This is a genomic window from Streptomyces sp. NPDC030222, assembly GCF_055573115.1.
Genome location: NZ_JBVICA010000013.1, coordinates 120,364 through 135,437, shown reverse-complemented (window position 1 = coordinate 135,437; position 15,074 = coordinate 120,364). Strand labels below are relative to the sequence as shown.

Sequence of the window (15,074 nt, the reverse complement as noted above, 5' to 3'; positions counted from 1 at the left end):
GCGTCGGAGCCCGTGCCCGCGGGTACGCGGTGTGCGTCCCCCGACGACGTGATCGGCCACGTCAGGCACTCCGGTGTCCGTGGACCGGGGTCCTCACGACCCTGTCGTGTGGTCATGCCCGCACACACGGAGGCGGCGCACAAGGAGACCCGCACGCACGGAGGCGGCCCGCCCCGGATCTGCGGCTCCCGGTTGGTCGTGCCCGAAGCCTTGACGCTGTACAGCGTCAGTGCTTCTCTCCTGTCACCGCTTACGCCGTAAGTTTCCGATACTGCCGTGGAGTGCTGGAGAGATGCCCGTGCGGACCACTCGGATCGGCCGACGGCGCACCGCCACCACCGTCCACCATCTCGACTGCGCCCCCATGCGTCCGATCGCCGGCGCACCGCTGGTGGCGCACTGCCTGCTGGTGCTGACCGGACGTGGTCTCGCCCTCGTGGACACCGGCCTCGGCTCGGCGGACGTATCCGACCCGCGGCGACTCGGCGGCCTCTTCCGCCGGGCCGCGCGGCCCGTGCTCGACCCGTGCAACACCGCGGCGCACCAGATCAAGGCGCTCGGCCACCACCCGGACGACGTGCACGACATCGTGCTCACCCACCTCGACCTGGACCACGCCGGCGGGATCTCCGACTTCCCGCGGGCGCGGGTCCACGTCATGGGCGACGAGTACCGCACGGCGATGCGGCGCGACACCCGCCTCGAAGCGAGCCGTTACGTGCCCGACCAGTGGGCGCACGGACCCAGGTGGGTCGTCCACGACCGCCCCGACACCGACTGGCTCGGACTGCCCGCCGTGCAGGTGATGCGGGCGCCGGACATCCTGCTCGTGCCGATGCCCGGCCACACCCGCGGTCACGCCGCCGTGGCGGTCCAGGAGCGCGACCGCTGGCTGCTGCACGCGGGCGACGCGTACTTCTTCCGCGGCGAGGTCGACCTGCGCCGGCAGCACTGCCCGGGCCTGGTAGCCCTCCAGCAGCGGTTCCTCGCGGACGACCACGAGCTGCGCGTCAGCGGGCTGGAGCGGCTGCGCGAGCTGCGCCGCGCCAATCCGACGCAGGTGCGGATGTTCTCGGCGCACGACGCCCACGAGTTCGAGCTGCTGAGGGACGGCTGAGGGGGTGTCCGGCCCTGATCCACCGGACACCCGTCGGTGCCTACGCGGCCGGGACCACGCGTCCCGTCACCTCGCCGAGGCCGATGCGCGTGCCGTCGGGGCCGGGCGCCCAGGCCGTCAGGGTGACCTCGTCGCCGTCCTCCAGGAACGTCCGCTTGCCTTCGGGGAGGTCGAGCGCGTCACGGCCGTTCCACGTCAGCTCCAGCAGTGAGCCGCGCTGCTGCACCTCGGGGCCGCTCACCGTGCCGGAACCGAACAGGTCGCCGGTGCGCAGCGAGGCGCCGTTGACCGTCATATGGGCGAGCTGCTGGGACGCGGTCCAGTACATGGAGGCGAACGGCGGCTCCGCCACCGTCCGGCCGTTGATCCGGACCTCGATCCGCAGGTCGTAGCCGCCCGGCTCGTCCTCGCCGGAGTCGTCCAGATACGGCAGCACCGGGACGTCCCGGGCCGGCGGCGCCACCCGGGCCGCGTCGAGGGCCTCCAGCGGGGTCACCCAGGCCGACACGGATGTGGCGAAGGACTTGCCGAGGAACGGGCCCAGCGGCACGTACTCCCAGGCCTGGATGTCCCGTGCGGACCAGTCGTTGAGCAGGGACAGCCCGAAGACGTGGTCCCGGAAGTCGCCGAGCGCCACCGGGCGGCCCTGCTCGGACGGGACGCCGACGACGAAGCCGACCTCGGCCTCGATGTCCAGCTTCACGGACGGGCCGAAGACGGGTGCCGGGTCGGTGGGCGCCTTGCGCTGGCCGGCGGGCCGCACCACGTCGGTGCCGGACACGACGACCGTGCCGGACCGGCCGTGGTAGCCGATCGGCAGGTGCTTCCAGTTCGGGGTGAGCGGCTCGCCGTCCGGGCGGAACATGCGGCCGACGTTCGCCGCGTGGTGCTCGCTCGCGTAGAAGTCGACGTAGTCGGCGACTTCGTACGGCAGGTGCAGGGTCACGGCGGAGAGCGGGTGCAGCAGCGGCTCGATCTCGGTGCGGTGGGACGGCACGGTCACCCAGGCCGTCAGCGCACGCCGGACGTCGCGCCAGGTGGTGCGTCCGGCGGCCATCAGGGGGTTCAGGGACGGCTGGTCCAGCAGGGACGCGTAGGGGGAGCCCAGGGCGTGGGCGGCCGCGCCCGCGTCCAGCACGTGGTCTCCGATCCGGACACCGACGCGGCGGCGCCCGGGCTCGTCCGGGGTGGAGAAGACGCCGTACGGAAGGTTGTGCGGGCCGAAGGGATCGCCCTCGGCGAGGTCGAGCGGGCTCTGCTCGGGCATCAGGGTCGTGCCTGCCTTTCCGCGGAGTCCGGGGTGTCGTGTGCCCCCCGGTGTGACGCATGTCGAGGGACACGTTACGTCGGGCCGTCACGCCAGGGCAGCGCGGCCGGTGAGTACCGGCGTCGCCCGTGTCCGTGGCGGTCGTTGCGGGGTGGTGCCGGGACGGGCGGACACGGCGCGCGGGGCATGCCCGTGCCGCGGCCGGCCCGGCGCGGGCACGCCCCGCCAGGGCGGTACGTGCCCGCGGCGCCGGTCACCCCGCGACGCGCGGGATCCGCTTCTCCCATGTCCGGTGGAAGACGACCTCGCCCGCCTCGCGGCACATCAGCGTGTCCGTGGTGATGAAGTCGTCCGCGTCGCAGGTGATCTCGGAACGGGTCTGGACGGTCACGTCCCAGCGGGAGGTGGGGCGGTGCATCCGGATCGCCCAGTCGGACCGGGTCCGGGCGGAGAGGGGGTCGTCGTCGAGGACCGTGTAGGTCTCGGAGGCGTCCTCGGTGACCTCCAGGCCGTCCGGGAGCACACGGGTGCCGCCGTGCCGGGGATCCACCTCCAGCCGCCATTCGCCGCGCGCCACGTCCCGGACGACCACCCGCGCGGGGCGCTGCTCCGCGGGCTCCGGGGCCGCCCCGGCGAGCGGCTCGGACTGTTCGGGCTCGGCGAAGGCGAGTCCGTCCTGGGAGGGGGACCGCAGCGGCAGCTCCAGGACGCAGCCCGCCGGGTCGAGGACGAAGCCGTCCGCGTGGGGCTGCGGCCAGACCCACGGCCAGTACGCGGAGGAGACGGCGAGCCGGATGCGGTGGCCGGGCTCGAACGAGTGGCCGATGCCGCCCAGTTCGAACTCGACGTCCTCCTTGGCGCCCGGCGGCCACGGTTCGGCTTCCTCGTGGCCGTTGCGCATCGCCAGGTTGAGCGCTCCCCGGGTGACCAGTGCGGACGAGCCGTCGGGGGCGATGTCGCAGAGCCGGGCGACCACCTGGCCGGCCGGTGCCTCGCAGCGCAGTCGCAGCCGTACCCGGGGTCGGCCGAGGACGTCGACCGGTTCATCGGCGACCGGGAACTCGAAGCAGGCCGACTTGGCGTCCTCGTCGCGCTGGTCGGGCGGCAGGTCCCCGTCGCGGCCGAGCGGCCGGACGGCTCCGGCGTCGATCCCGGTGTGCTGCGGGGACCGGACGACGACGGGTCCGCCCTGCATCCGGTAGGCGACGACGGACACCTGGGGGGACGGCCAGGCGGTGTCGGCGGCCCAGCGGCCGGGCGTCTGCGGGCTGTCGGTGCCGGGGCGGCGGGAGCCGCCGATCCAGGACCGCAGCAGCGGCTCGTCCATGATGCCGGTGTCCCGGCCCTTGAGGTGGTGGTCCCACCAGCGCAGCGTCTCCTGGAGGAAGCCGATCGCCGGTCCGGGGGGCAGTTCCTGGTCCGGGTAGTGGTGGGACCAGGGGCCGACGAGTCCCCGGACCCGGTCGGGGCCGAGCTGCTCGACGAGCCGCAGCACGGCGTCGCGGTGCGGATCGTGCCAGCCGCCGACGACGAGGACCGCGGCCCGGATCTCGCCTGCATCGGCTCTGAGGCCGCCGTGGTGCTGCCAGTACTCGTCGCGGGTCTGGTGCGCGAGCCAGGTGTGCACGGGGGGCTCGACCGCTTCGAGCCGCTTCAGCCACAGGTCGCGCCATTCCTTTCCGGCGTGCGCGGGGTCGGGTGGCCGCGCGGTGAAGGCGAGCGCGGCCGCCGCGCCGGAGTGCATCCCGGCGGCGAGGACCGAGCCGCCCAGGTAGTGCACGCCGTTGTCGTAGCCGTCGTCGGTGGAGCAGACGGCCACCACGGCCTTGAGCGGCTCGGGCGCGAGCGCGGCGATCCGCAGCGCGCGGAGTCCGCCGTGTCCGAGGCCGAAGGCCCCGACGTTGCCGTCGCACCAGGGCTGTTCGGCGAGCCAGAGGACGACGGCGGCGCCGTCCTCGTCCTCGGTCGTGTCGCGTGCGTCGCCGGGGACGCCCTCGCTGTTGCCGTGGCCGCGCACGTCGACGCGTACGGAGGCGTAGCCGTGGCCGGCATACCAGGGGTGCCGTTGCCGGTCCCGGGGCGCGGACCAGTCGGTGAGCCGGTCGGCCTGGTACTCCAGCAGGGCGGGGACGGGTTCGCCGGTCACCGGACGCCGGACACGGGCGTACAGGTGCGTGCCGTCCGGGAGCGGGATGCGGATGTCTTCGCAGGTGGTCTCGTACGGGAAGCGGGTGCGGATCTGCATGGCGTTCGACCTCGGTGGACGGGAATGCGCGGGGGGTGGGGGTCGGGGCGGCACGGAGGGGGTCGGGGCGCGGCACGGGGACCGATGACGCTTCGGAGTAAAAAGACTACTTCAGGTCATATCAACCGATCCGGAACATACCGGTGGTCACGGGAAGGCGCCCACGGCGATCGAAAGTCGACCGGATACGCTGACTTGAGTGAAGGCAGCGACACATCGACAATCCGTGTGATCGTCAGCAGACAGGAGTACCCCTCGTGACCGTCGTCGGGCCGTTCGGACTGAGCGTGCGGGACCAGGCTCTTGAGGCCGATGTCCAGACCGGGTTGGCGGCTGTCGAGGCGGGACTGCTCGATGCCACCAAGAGTGAGGTCCCGTTCATCACGGAGGCCGCGCAGCATCTCGTCCGCGCGGGGGGCAAGAGGTTCCGCCCGCTGCTGGTGATGCTCGCCGCGCAGTTCGGCGATCCGCACGCGCCGGGTGTCGTGCCCTCCGCGGTGGTGGTCGAACTGACCCATCTGGCGACGCTGTACCACGACGACGTCATGGACGAGGCGGACGTCCGCCGCGGCGTGCCGAGCGCCAACAGTCGCTGGGGCAACTCGGTCGCGGTGCTCACCGGTGACTTCCTGTTCGCCCGTGCGTCGCACATCCTCGCGGACCTGGGCCCGGAGGCCGTCCGGATCCAGGCCGAGGCGTTCGAACGGCTGGTGACCGGTCAGATCCTGGAGACCGCCGGTCCGCGCGACGGCCGTGACCCGGTCGAGCACTACCTCGAGGTCCTCGCCGGCAAGACCGGTTCGCTGATCGCGGTGTCGGGCCGGTTCGGCGCGATGATGGCCGGCGCCGACGAGCGGGTCGTGGACGTCCTCACCCAGTACGGCGAGCGGCTCGGCATCGCCTTCCAGCTCGCCGACGACGTCCTCGACATCGCCAGTGACTCCCACGAGTCCGGCAAGACGCCCGGCACCGACCTGCGCGAGGGCATCGCGACCCTGCCCGTGCTGCGACTGCGCGAGCAGGCCGCACAGCACGGCAGCCCGGAGGACCTGGAGCTGCTGGAGCTGCTCGACGGCGATCTCGCCGACGACGCCCGGCACGCGGAGGTGCTGGCCCGGCTGCGCGTCCACCCCGCGCTGGAGCAGGCCCGCCGGGACACCGTCCGGTACGCCGAGGAGGCGCGCGCGACGCTGGCGCCGCTGCCCGACGGCTTCGCCAAGGCGGCGCTGGTCGAACTGTGCGACGCGGTGGTCCACCGGGCCGGCTGACGCCCCGTTCGGGAACCCGCTGTTCACCTTCCCGGAAGGGCGCCGACGGCACCTGCGCGTTCGAGCAGCGGGACGTCCGGGCGGTGCCGGCGGCGGGATCGCCCCTTCCTTCGCCGTACCCGGCTCCGGGACCCCGCAGTGCGTCGCCCCGACCGCAGCGCGGTCACCGGAAAGGTGCTCCAAGCCGCCGGCCGGGGAGGGCGACATCCCCGAGCTCGACCTCCGGGCGACTCCGTCCGGTGCGCAGCACGGGCTGTTCTCGAAGACCGGCGAGATCCTCCGGCCTCCGGCTGGACACGGTGGGTGGCTTCGTCCCCGGCCGACGCCTGCCGGGGGCTCGGTCGTGGGCGTCCCCTACGGGGCGGACCACGTGTTCGTCCAGCGGTGACACAAGGGCCGGTGACGCCGAGCGGTCGAGACGCCCGGCCTCCGTGTCATCCCCAAGCAGTACGCCGAGTTGAGCCCGCGGGCTGACGCGCGGGGCAGGGGCGGTTTGGTCAGATGGTGGTACAAGGCGACCACGGAGGTAAGGCAATCATGGCACCGAACGACAGCGCACCGGTCACCGCCGTGACCGAGGAGCCCGGGGGGCGCCGGCGGAAGGCGGCGCGCTACCTGGTTCCGGTCACGGTGGCGGGCGTGGCCGCGGCGACCATCGGACTGGTCCCGGCACTGGCCGCGTCCGGTGACCCCGATCTGCCGAAGATCACCGCCCAGGAGCTCATCGAGAAGATCGCGCAGTCCGACACGGAGCAGCTCTCGGGCACGGTGAAGATCCGCACCGATCTGGGTCTGCCCTCGCTGGCCGGTCTCGACCTGGGGGCGTTCGCCCCGAGCGGTGCGGCCAAGGCTGACGGGGCGAAGGGTGACGGGGCGGCTGCCTCGCCCCAGGAGAAGCTGATGGAGCTGGCGTCCGGCACGCACACCGTGCAGGTCGCCGTCGACGGGCCGGACCGCCAGAAGGTCACCGTGACGAGCGGCGGCTCCGAGTACAGCATGATCCACAACGGCAAGGACGCCTGGATCCACGACAGCACCGCCAAGGAGGCCGTCCACTTCGAGACCGAGCCGGCGGGTCGCGGGCACAAGGACGAGCAGCCGCCGGTGACCCCGAAGGACATGGCGCAGGAGGTGCTGAAGGCGGCCGACAAGACCACCTCGATCACCGTCGACGGCACGGCCAGTGTCGCGGGTCGCGACGCCTACCAGTTGCTCGTCAAGCCCAAGCAGAGCGGTTCGACGGTCGGCGGCATCCGGATCGCGGTCGACGCCAGGACGGGCACGCCGCTGAAGTTCACCCTGACCTCGTCCGAGGGCGGGAAGGCCGTGGTCGACGCGGGGTTCACCACCGTCGACTTCGGCAAGCCGGCCGCGAGCACCTTCGTCTTCACCCCGCCCAAGGGCGTGAAGGTCGTCGAGGGCGACGAGGCGCACGACGCCCGCCCGGGCAAGGGCGCCGGCAAGGACAGGCACGACGGCCCGTCGCCGGAGGAACTGAAGGCGCTGGAGAAGGAGTTCGGCGGCCTCGCCCCGGACGGGGCCGAGGGCGTGAACGTGATCGGCGAGGGCTGGACCGCCATCGCCGAGATCAAGGCCCCCGGCGGCGCGGACGTGCCCACGTCGAAGGACGCCGAGAAGCTGCCGCCCGAGGCGGGCCGGCTGTTCGACGCGCTCGGCGACAAGGTCTCCGGCAAGTTCGGGTCGGGCACCATCTTCAAGACCCGACTGGTCAACGCCCTGCTCACGGACGACGGCCGGGTCTACGTCGGTGCGGTCACCCAGGACATGCTGGTGAAGACGGCCGACGCGGCCACCAAGTAGCCGTCGGCGCTCGGGGCGGCAGCGGCCCCGGGAAGACGGAGGACGGGGTTCCGCGCGCCACTCTGCGCGGAGAACCCCGTCCTCGTGTCCGGTGCCGGACCGCGGAGCCGACCCCCGTGACGGCTCCGCGGTCTGGTATCGACACGATACGTGCCGTTTCCTCTGCGGGACATTGTTGAAGCGGAATATTCCGGTGTCAATACGCTGTGTAATGCCCGCCCCTAGACTGGACGAGTGACCGCGATCCCCAATCCGCAGCGCCGCAGCGAGAAGTCACACCAGGCGATCCTCGCCGCCGCCCTCGCTCTGTGCGCGGAGAACGGATACGGGCGGGTCACCGTCGAGGCCATCGCCGCGCGCGCCGGTGTGAGCAAGAAGACGATCTACCGCTGGTGGCCCTCCAAGGGGGCGGTGCTGCTGGAGGCGCTGACGGACATCGTGGTCGCGAACACACCGTTCCGCGACACCGGAGATCTGGCCGCCGATCTGCACACCCACATCTGCGGGGTGGTGAAGCTGCTCTCCACCGCACCGCTCGGCCCCGCCTACAGCGGGATCCTCTCCGAGATGAGCCATGACGAGGACCTCGCGCAGTCGGTCAACGAACAGCTGGTCGGCCCGCGTGTCGAAGCTGCCAAGGAGCGACTGCGCAGCGCACAGCGGCAGGGAGACCTCGGCGGGGACGCGGACCTCGACCTGATCGTCGAGATGCTCTACGGGCCGGTCTACTACCGCCATGTGCTCCGCCGCCCCCCGCACACCCCGGAGCGCGTCCAGGCCCTGGTGGGGCGGGTGCTGCGCGCGTACGGCTGACGCGGTCCGCCGTCCGCCGTCAGGACAGGAACGACTTGGCGCGCGCCAGGGCGGCCGTGTCGTCCAGTACGTCGCCGGGGGCGCTGCCGACCCCCAGCAGCACACCGCCCCAGTTCATCCCCAGGTAGTCCGCGGTGCTGCGAAGGATGCCGACGAGTGGGTCGGCCTGTGTGTGATCGCTGTCGGCGAGCGCGGTGACGCCCCACATCGTGCGGCCGGCCATCCGCTCCTTGAAGTCCGCGCCCGGCACCCGCAGCCATCCCGACCAGTGGTCCAGGTAGCGCTTCACCGGCGCCGAGACGCTGTACCAGTACAGCGGTGAGGCGATCACCAGATCGGTCGCGGAGAGCGTGGCGTCGAGCAGGCGGGCGGCGTCACCCTCGGGCTCGGGGTGGACCCCGTCGCCCTCGTGCCGCAGGTCCTCGAACTCGGGCAGCTGCAGATCGGTCAGTCGCAGCCACTGCTGCCCGGTGTCCTCGGGCAGCTGCTCGGCGGCGACACGGGCCAGGGTCTCGGTGTTGCCGTCGGTGCGATTGCTGCCCAGCAGGAACAGGAAGGATCGGGACATGCTGTTTCTCCCCACATACGCCGCATACGGGTGACTCCATGCGTGTGCAGTATATGCACACGCATGGAGTCGTGGGGCCGGGCCGGGACAGCCGGCAGCGAGGACCGGCCGGGTCAGACGGCGAGTCGGCTCAGACGGCGAGCCGGCTCAGAAGACCAGCTTCCAGCTGTTGATGTATCCGGTGTCCAGCGCGGCCACGTCCTGGACCCTCAGCTTCCAGGCACCGTTGGCCGCCTCCGAGGAGGCGTTCACCGTGTACGTGGTGATGACGTTGTCGGCCGAGTCGCCGGAGCTGGAGTTCTTCAGCCGGTACGCCGTGCCGTCCGGTGCGATCAGGTCCACGACCAGGTCGCCCCGCCAGGTGTGCCTGATGTCCACGCCCACCTGCAGTGCCGCGGGGGCGTTGCCCGTGCGGCCGGCCACGGAGATCGTGGACGTCACCGCGGCGCCGTTGTCCGGAATCGAGACGTCGGTGCCGTTCTCGTACGCCTCCGGCGGGACCGTCGTGCCCGTGCCGAGCGTCCAGATGGCGTGGGCGATGGCGTCGCTGTTCCGGTCCAGGGCGGTGTCGTTGATGTTCGACGTGGTGTCGCAGGACGAGTGGTAGCAGCGGTCGAACGCCTGGCCGGACGTACCGCCCCACTTCTGGGCCTGCGCGGCCGTCTTGGTGCGGCCGGCGCCGGTGAAGAGCCCGCCGACCCGGATGCCCGCGTTCTTGAACGACGCGTGGTCCGAGCGTCCGTCGCCCTCGGTCTCTATCTCGGTTGCCACGCCGATCCCGGTGAACCAGTCCTTGAACACCTTCTCCAGTTCGGCGTCGTCGTCGTAGACGAAGTAGCCCGGGTTCGGCGAGCCGATCATGTCGAGGTTCAGGTACGCGGAGATCTTGGAGCGTTCGGCGGCCGGCAGGTTGTTGACGTAGTACCGCGAGCCGACCAGGCCGAGCTCCTCGGCGCCCCACCAGCCGAAGCGGAGGTGCTTCGTCGGCTGGAGCTGGGCCCGCGAGACGGCGAGCGCGGTCTCCAGGACGGCCGCGGAGCCGGAACCGTTGTCGTTGATCCCGGCGCCGGAGCTGACCGAGTCGAGATGGGCGCCGGTCATCAGCACCTGGTCGGGATCGCCGCCGGGCCAGTCGGCGATCAGGTTGTAGCCGGTGGCCCCGCTGGAGGTGAACTGCTGGAGGGTCGTGGTGAATCCGGCCGCGTCCAGCTTGGCCTTCACGTAGTCGATCGAGGCCTTGTAGCCCGTTCTGCCATGGGCCCGGTTGCCGCCGTTGGCGGTCGCTATCGACTGCAGCTGGGTCAGGTGCGCCTTGACGTTGGCGACCGGGATGTCCGGCGCGGCCGCCGTCGTGACCGGGGCCGCCGGGGCGGCCTGTGCGGAGGGGGCCACCAGGCCCGCGAGGGCGAGTGCGGCGGCCGCGGCGACGGCCGGTCGTATGGAGAGTCTCATGTGTGTGGGGGCTCCGAATTCCGTATGGGTTGGACGGAACGTGCGAGACGCCCTGCGGCTTCGGAGCCGCAGGGCGCTGGAGCAGATGGAGCGGGCGGAACGTCTGGAGCAGTTCGGCGCTGTGATGCGTCGTGCGTGCCTGATGTTCAGCGAGGGTTTGACTCTCCGTCAAGAGAAGAAACAGGACACCGTGGTTCGGCTATCGGACGCTCTCCGGCTCCGGTGCGTCCGCGGCGACGGCCGACGGGACCCGGGCCGCCGCGAGCGCGGCCCGCCCCTTGCGGGCGGTGCGCAGCGCGTCCCAGGTCAGCACGGTGAGCGCCAGCCACACCAGGGAGAAGCCGGCCCACCGCTCGGCGGGCATGGCCTCGTGGAAGTAGGCGACGCCGAGCAGGAACTGGAAGACCGGCGCGAGGTACTGGAGCAGGCCGAGCGTGGACAGCGGAACCCGGATCGCGGCGGCCCCGAAGCACACCAGCGGGACGGCGGTCACCAGACCGGTCGAGGCGAGCAGCGCGGAGTGACCGGCGCCCTCCGCGCCGAAGGACAGGCCGCCGTCGACGCCCAGCCACACGAGGTAGCCGAGGGCGGGCAGGAACTGGAGGGCCGTCTCCGCCGCCAGCGACTCCAGGGCGCCGATGTTGACCTTCTTCTTCACCAGGCCGTAGACGGCGAAGGAGAAGGCGAGCGTCAGGGAGATCCACGGGAGCCGGCCGTGTCCGACGGTGAGGACGACGACCGCGGCGAAGCCGGTGCCGACCGCGGCCCACTGGACCGGCCGCAGCCGTTCCTTGAGCAGCAATACGCCCATGGCGATGGTGACCAGGGGATTGATGAAGTACCCGAGCGACGCCTCGACCACCTGGCCGTCGTTCACGGCCCAGATGTAGACGCCCCAGTTCACGGTGATGACGGCGGCCGCGAGGGCGAGGAGCGCGAGCTTGCGGGGGGCGCGCACCAGTTCGCGCAGCCATACCCACCGGCGCAGCGCCAGCAGGGCGACACCGACCACCGCCAGCGACCACACCATCCGGTGGGCCAGGATCTCGACCGCGCCCGCGGGCTTCAGCAGCGGCCAGAAGAGGGGGACGAGTCCCCACATCGCGTAGGCGCCCATGCCGTACAGCAGACCTGCCCGCTGCTCGTCCGCTGCCTTCACTGGCCCTCCCCGTACCTCGCCGTTGCGTCGACGGTACGCGGCGGGAGCGTATCTGTCATGTCCGTTCCGGCATACGGTACTGACGCCGGTGGGGTCCGGTGTCCGGGACCGCCGTGGGCCGCGCAAGGAACGAGGTCCGGACCTGGTGAGCCAGGTCCGGACCTCGATGCGTTCCGGTTCTGCGGATGCGCATGCGGACGCGGATGTGAATGCGGATGTGCGTGCGGATCCGGGATCCGCGTCAGCCGATCACCGTCCAGGTGTCGTTGCCGGCGAGCAGCGCCGCGAGATCCCCCTTGCCGTGCTGTTCGATGGCCGTGTCGAGCTGCTCGGTCATCTGCTCGTCGTAGACGGGCCGCTCGACGCTGCGGAACACCCCGATGGGGGTGTGGTGCAGCGTGTCGGGGTCGGCGAGCCGCGACAGCGCGAACGCGGTGGTCGGGCTGGCGCTGCGCGCGTCGTGGACGATCACCCGCGACTCGTTCTCGGGGGTGACGTCGACGACGACGAGATCGCCGGTGGCCTCGTCGCGGACCACGCCCTTGGACAGGTCCGCGCCGAAGCGGACCGGCTGCCCGTGCTCCAGCCTGATCACCGCGTTCTCGGCCTGGTCCTTGTCCTTGAGGATCTCGAACGCGCCGTCGTTGAAGATGTTGCAGTTCTGGTAGATCTCCACCAGTGCGGTGCCCGGGTGGTCGGCGGCGGCCCGCAGCACCTCAGTGAGGTGCTTGCGGTCGGAGTCCACGGTCCGGGCCACGAACGAGGCCTCCGCGCCGATCGCCAGCGACACCGGGTTGAAGGGCGCGTCCAGCGAGCCCATCGGCGTCGACTTGGTGATCTTGCCGACCTCGGAGGTGGGGGAGTACTGGCCCTTGGTCAGACCGTAGATCCGGTTGTTGAACAGCAGGATCTTGAGGTTGACGTTGCGGCGCAGGGCGTGGATCAGGTGGTTGCCGCCGATGGACAGCGCGTCGCCGTCACCCGTGACGACCCATACGCTCAGGTCGCGCCGCGACGAGGCGAGCCCGGTGGCGATGGCGGGTGCACGGCCATGGATGGAGTGCATCCCGTAGGTGTTCATGTAGTACGGGAAACGGGACGAGCAGCCGATGCCCGAGACGAAGACGATGTTCTCCTTCGCCAGCCCCAGCTCCGGCATGAAGCCCTGGACTGCCGCGAGGATGGCGTAGTCACCGCAGCCGGGGCACCAGCGCACTTCCTGATCGGACTTGAAGTCCTTCATGGACTGCTTGGCCTCGGCCCTGGGCACCAGCTTCAGCGTCGGATTCGCCTCAGTCATCGATGGCCTCCTTGAGGGCTGTGGCGAGCTGCTCGGCCTTGAACGGCATGCCGTTGACCTGGTTGTACGACTGCGCGTCCACCAGGTACCTGGCCCGGATGAGCGTCGCGAGCTGGCCCAGGTTCATCTCCGGTACCACCACCTTGGGGTAACGCTTCAGGACCTCCCCGAGATTCCTGGGGAAGGGGTTCAGATGGCGCAGGTGCGCCTGGGCGATCCGGCCGCCCTCCTTGCGGATGCGGCGAACCGCTGCGGTGATCGGCCCGTAGGTGGAGCCCCAGCCCAGGACCAGGGTGCCGGCGCCGTCCGGGTCGTCGGCCACGAGGTCGGGCACCTCGATGCCGTCGACCTTCGCCTGCCGGGTGCGCACCATCAGGTCGTGGTTGGCCGGGTCGTAGGAGATGTTCCCCGTGCCGTCCTGCTTCTCGATACCGCCGATCCGGTGCTCAAGCCCCGGCGTGCCCGGCACGGCCCAGGGGCGCGCCAGGGTCTGCGGATCGCGCTTGTACGGCCAGAACACCTCGGTGCCGTCGTCCAGCGTGTGGTTCGGTCCCTGGGCGAACCGGACCTGCAGATCGGGCAGGTCGTCGACGTCCGGGATCCGCCACGGTTCCGAACCGTTGGCGAGGTAGCCGTCGGAGAGCAGGAAGACGGGCGTGCGGTACGTGAGCGCGATCCGCGCCGCCTCCAGGGCCGCGTCGAAGCAGTCGGCCGGCGTCTTCGGTGCGATCACCGGGACCGGGGCCTCGCCGTTGCGGCCGTACATCGCCTGCAGCAGATCGGCCTGCTCGGTCTTGGTCGGCAGGCCCGTGGACGGGCCGCCCCGCTGGATGTCCACGATCAGCAGCGGAAGCTCCAGCGACACCGCCAGGCCGATCGTCTCGCTCTTGAGGGCCACCCCCGGACCGGACGTCGTGGTCACCGCCAGCGAACCGCCGAACGCCGCGCCCAGGGCGGCGCCGATGCCGGCGATCTCGTCCTCGGCCTGGAAGGTGCGGACACCGAAGTTCTTGTGCTTCGACAGCTCGTGCAGGATGTCCGACGCCGGTGTGATCGGGTAGGAGCCGAGGTAGAGCGGCAGGTCGGCCTGCTTGCTCGCGGCGATCAGGCCGTAGGACAGGGCGAGGTTGCCGGAGATGTTGCGGTAGGTCCCCGTCGGGAAGGCCTGCGTCGCCGGGGCCACCTCGTAGGAGACGGCGAAGTCCTCGGTGGTCTCGCCGAAGTTCCAGCCCGCGCGGAACGCGGCGATGTTCGCCTCCGCGATCTCCGGCTTCTTCGCGAACTTCGACCGCAGGAAGGTCTCGGTGCCCTCCGTAGGCCGGTGGTACATCCACGACAGCAGGCCCAGCGCGAACATGTTCTTGCTGCGCTCGGCCTCCTTGCGGGACAGGCCGAAGTCCTTGAGCGCCTCGACGGTGAGCGTCGTGAGCGGCACCGGATGGACGCTGTAGCCGTCCAGCGACCCGTCCTCCAGCGGCGAGCTGTCGTAGCCGACCTTGGCCATCGGCCGCTTGGTGAACTCGTCCGTGTTGACGATGATCTCCCCGCCGCGCGGGACGTCGCCGATGTTCGCCTTCAGCGCCGCCGGATTCATCGCGACCAGCACGTTCGGCGCGTCGCCGGGGGTGAGGATGTCGTGGTCGGCGAAGTGCAGCTGGAACGACGAGACACCCGGAAGCGTCCCGGCGGGGGCCCGGATCTCCGCGGGGAAGTTCGGCAGCGTCGACAGGTCGTTGCCGAACGACGCCGTCTCGGAGGTGAACCGGTCACCCGTGAGCTGCATACCGTCACCGGAGTCACCCGCGAAGCGGATGATCACCCGGTCCAGGCGGCGGATCTCCTTGTCGGGCCCATCGGCGCCGGCGCCCTCGGCGGACCGCACGGCGGGCGCACCGCGCTGCTCCCCGACGACAGCCTCATGGCCCCCGTCGGACCGTTCCGACCCATCGGCCTGTCCGGCCGGGCTGCTGACCTGGCTGGTCACTGAACTGGACCTCCCTCGAGGCAGTGGGGTCTCCCCACCGGAGGTGGGGAGAGACTCGGGACCGGATCATCACCCGGCCT

11 protein-coding genes are annotated in these 15,074 nt (G+C 71.3%); 4 read left to right on the top strand and 7 right to left on the bottom strand.

The features are described 5' to 3' along the window. The first annotated feature begins 292 nt into the window (after positions 1-292). Positions 293-1,117, top strand: a complete 825-nt coding sequence (locus ACZ4Z5_RS20145) for an MBL fold metallo-hydrolase (RefSeq protein WP_468264567.1) — start codon at positions 293-295, stop codon at positions 1,115-1,117. A 40-nt stretch (positions 1,118-1,157) separates the two neighbouring features. Here ACZ4Z5_RS20145 and fahA read toward each other — a convergent pair whose 3' ends face one another. Continuing rightward, a complete protein-coding gene (gene fahA / locus ACZ4Z5_RS20140; protein ID WP_468264565.1) occupies positions 1,158-2,384 on the bottom strand; it encodes a fumarylacetoacetase in 1,227 nt (408 codons plus the stop codon). 253 nt (positions 2,385-2,637) lie between these two features. Further along, positions 2,638-4,629, bottom strand: coding sequence for a CocE/NonD family hydrolase (locus ACZ4Z5_RS20135; protein WP_468264563.1), 1,992 nt, complete (start codon positions 4,627-4,629; stop codon positions 2,638-2,640). A 257-nt stretch (positions 4,630-4,886) separates the two neighbouring features. On the opposite strand from ACZ4Z5_RS20135, the gene ACZ4Z5_RS20130 reads away from it, so the two are divergent. From ACZ4Z5_RS20130 to ACZ4Z5_RS20120, 3 genes are all read left to right on the top strand, one after another. Further along, positions 4,887-5,897 (top strand): polyprenyl synthetase family protein, encoded by a 1,011-nt coding sequence (locus tag ACZ4Z5_RS20130; protein WP_468264561.1) that lies wholly within the window; start codon positions 4,887-4,889, stop codon positions 5,895-5,897. Between the two features lie 537 nt (positions 5,898-6,434). Continuing rightward, positions 6,435-7,718 (top strand): LolA family protein, encoded by a 1,284-nt coding sequence (locus ACZ4Z5_RS20125; RefSeq protein ID WP_468264559.1) that lies wholly within the window; start codon positions 6,435-6,437, stop codon positions 7,716-7,718. 234 nt (positions 7,719-7,952) lie between these two features. Then, entirely contained in the window at positions 7,953-8,531 is a 579-nt protein-coding gene (locus ACZ4Z5_RS20120) for a TetR/AcrR family transcriptional regulator (protein WP_468264557.1), read from the top strand. 19 nt (positions 8,532-8,550) lie between these two features. Here the strand turns inward: ACZ4Z5_RS20120 and ACZ4Z5_RS20115 are convergent, their stop codons facing one another. The 5 genes from ACZ4Z5_RS20115 to ACZ4Z5_RS20095 all read right to left on the bottom strand — a co-directional run bounded on the left by ACZ4Z5_RS20115 (position 8,551) and on the right by ACZ4Z5_RS20095 (position 14,994). Further along, positions 8,551-9,099 (bottom strand): flavodoxin family protein, encoded by a 549-nt coding sequence (locus ACZ4Z5_RS20115; protein WP_468264555.1) that lies wholly within the window; start codon positions 9,097-9,099, stop codon positions 8,551-8,553. A gap of 147 nt (positions 9,100-9,246) precedes the next feature. After that, the gene (locus tag ACZ4Z5_RS20110) at positions 9,247-10,551 is read right to left on the bottom strand and encodes a M28 family metallopeptidase (protein ID WP_468264553.1); all 1,305 of its coding nucleotides are present in this window, start codon (positions 10,549-10,551) and stop codon (positions 9,247-9,249) included. Between the two features lie 199 nt (positions 10,552-10,750). Next, positions 10,751-11,710 (bottom strand): EamA family transporter RarD, encoded by a 960-nt coding sequence (gene rarD, locus ACZ4Z5_RS20105; protein WP_468264551.1) that lies wholly within the window; start codon positions 11,708-11,710, stop codon positions 10,751-10,753. 241 nt (positions 11,711-11,951) lie between these two features. Next, a complete protein-coding gene (locus ACZ4Z5_RS20100) occupies positions 11,952-13,010 on the bottom strand; it encodes a 2-oxoacid:ferredoxin oxidoreductase subunit beta (RefSeq protein ID WP_468264549.1) in 1,059 nt (352 codons plus the stop codon). Further along, positions 13,003-14,994, bottom strand: coding sequence for a 2-oxoacid:acceptor oxidoreductase subunit alpha (locus ACZ4Z5_RS20095; RefSeq protein ID WP_468264547.1), 1,992 nt, complete (start codon positions 14,992-14,994; stop codon positions 13,003-13,005). The genes ACZ4Z5_RS20100 and ACZ4Z5_RS20095 overlap by 8 nt, the downstream gene beginning before the upstream one ends. Positions 14,995-15,074: the final 80 nt, after the last annotated feature.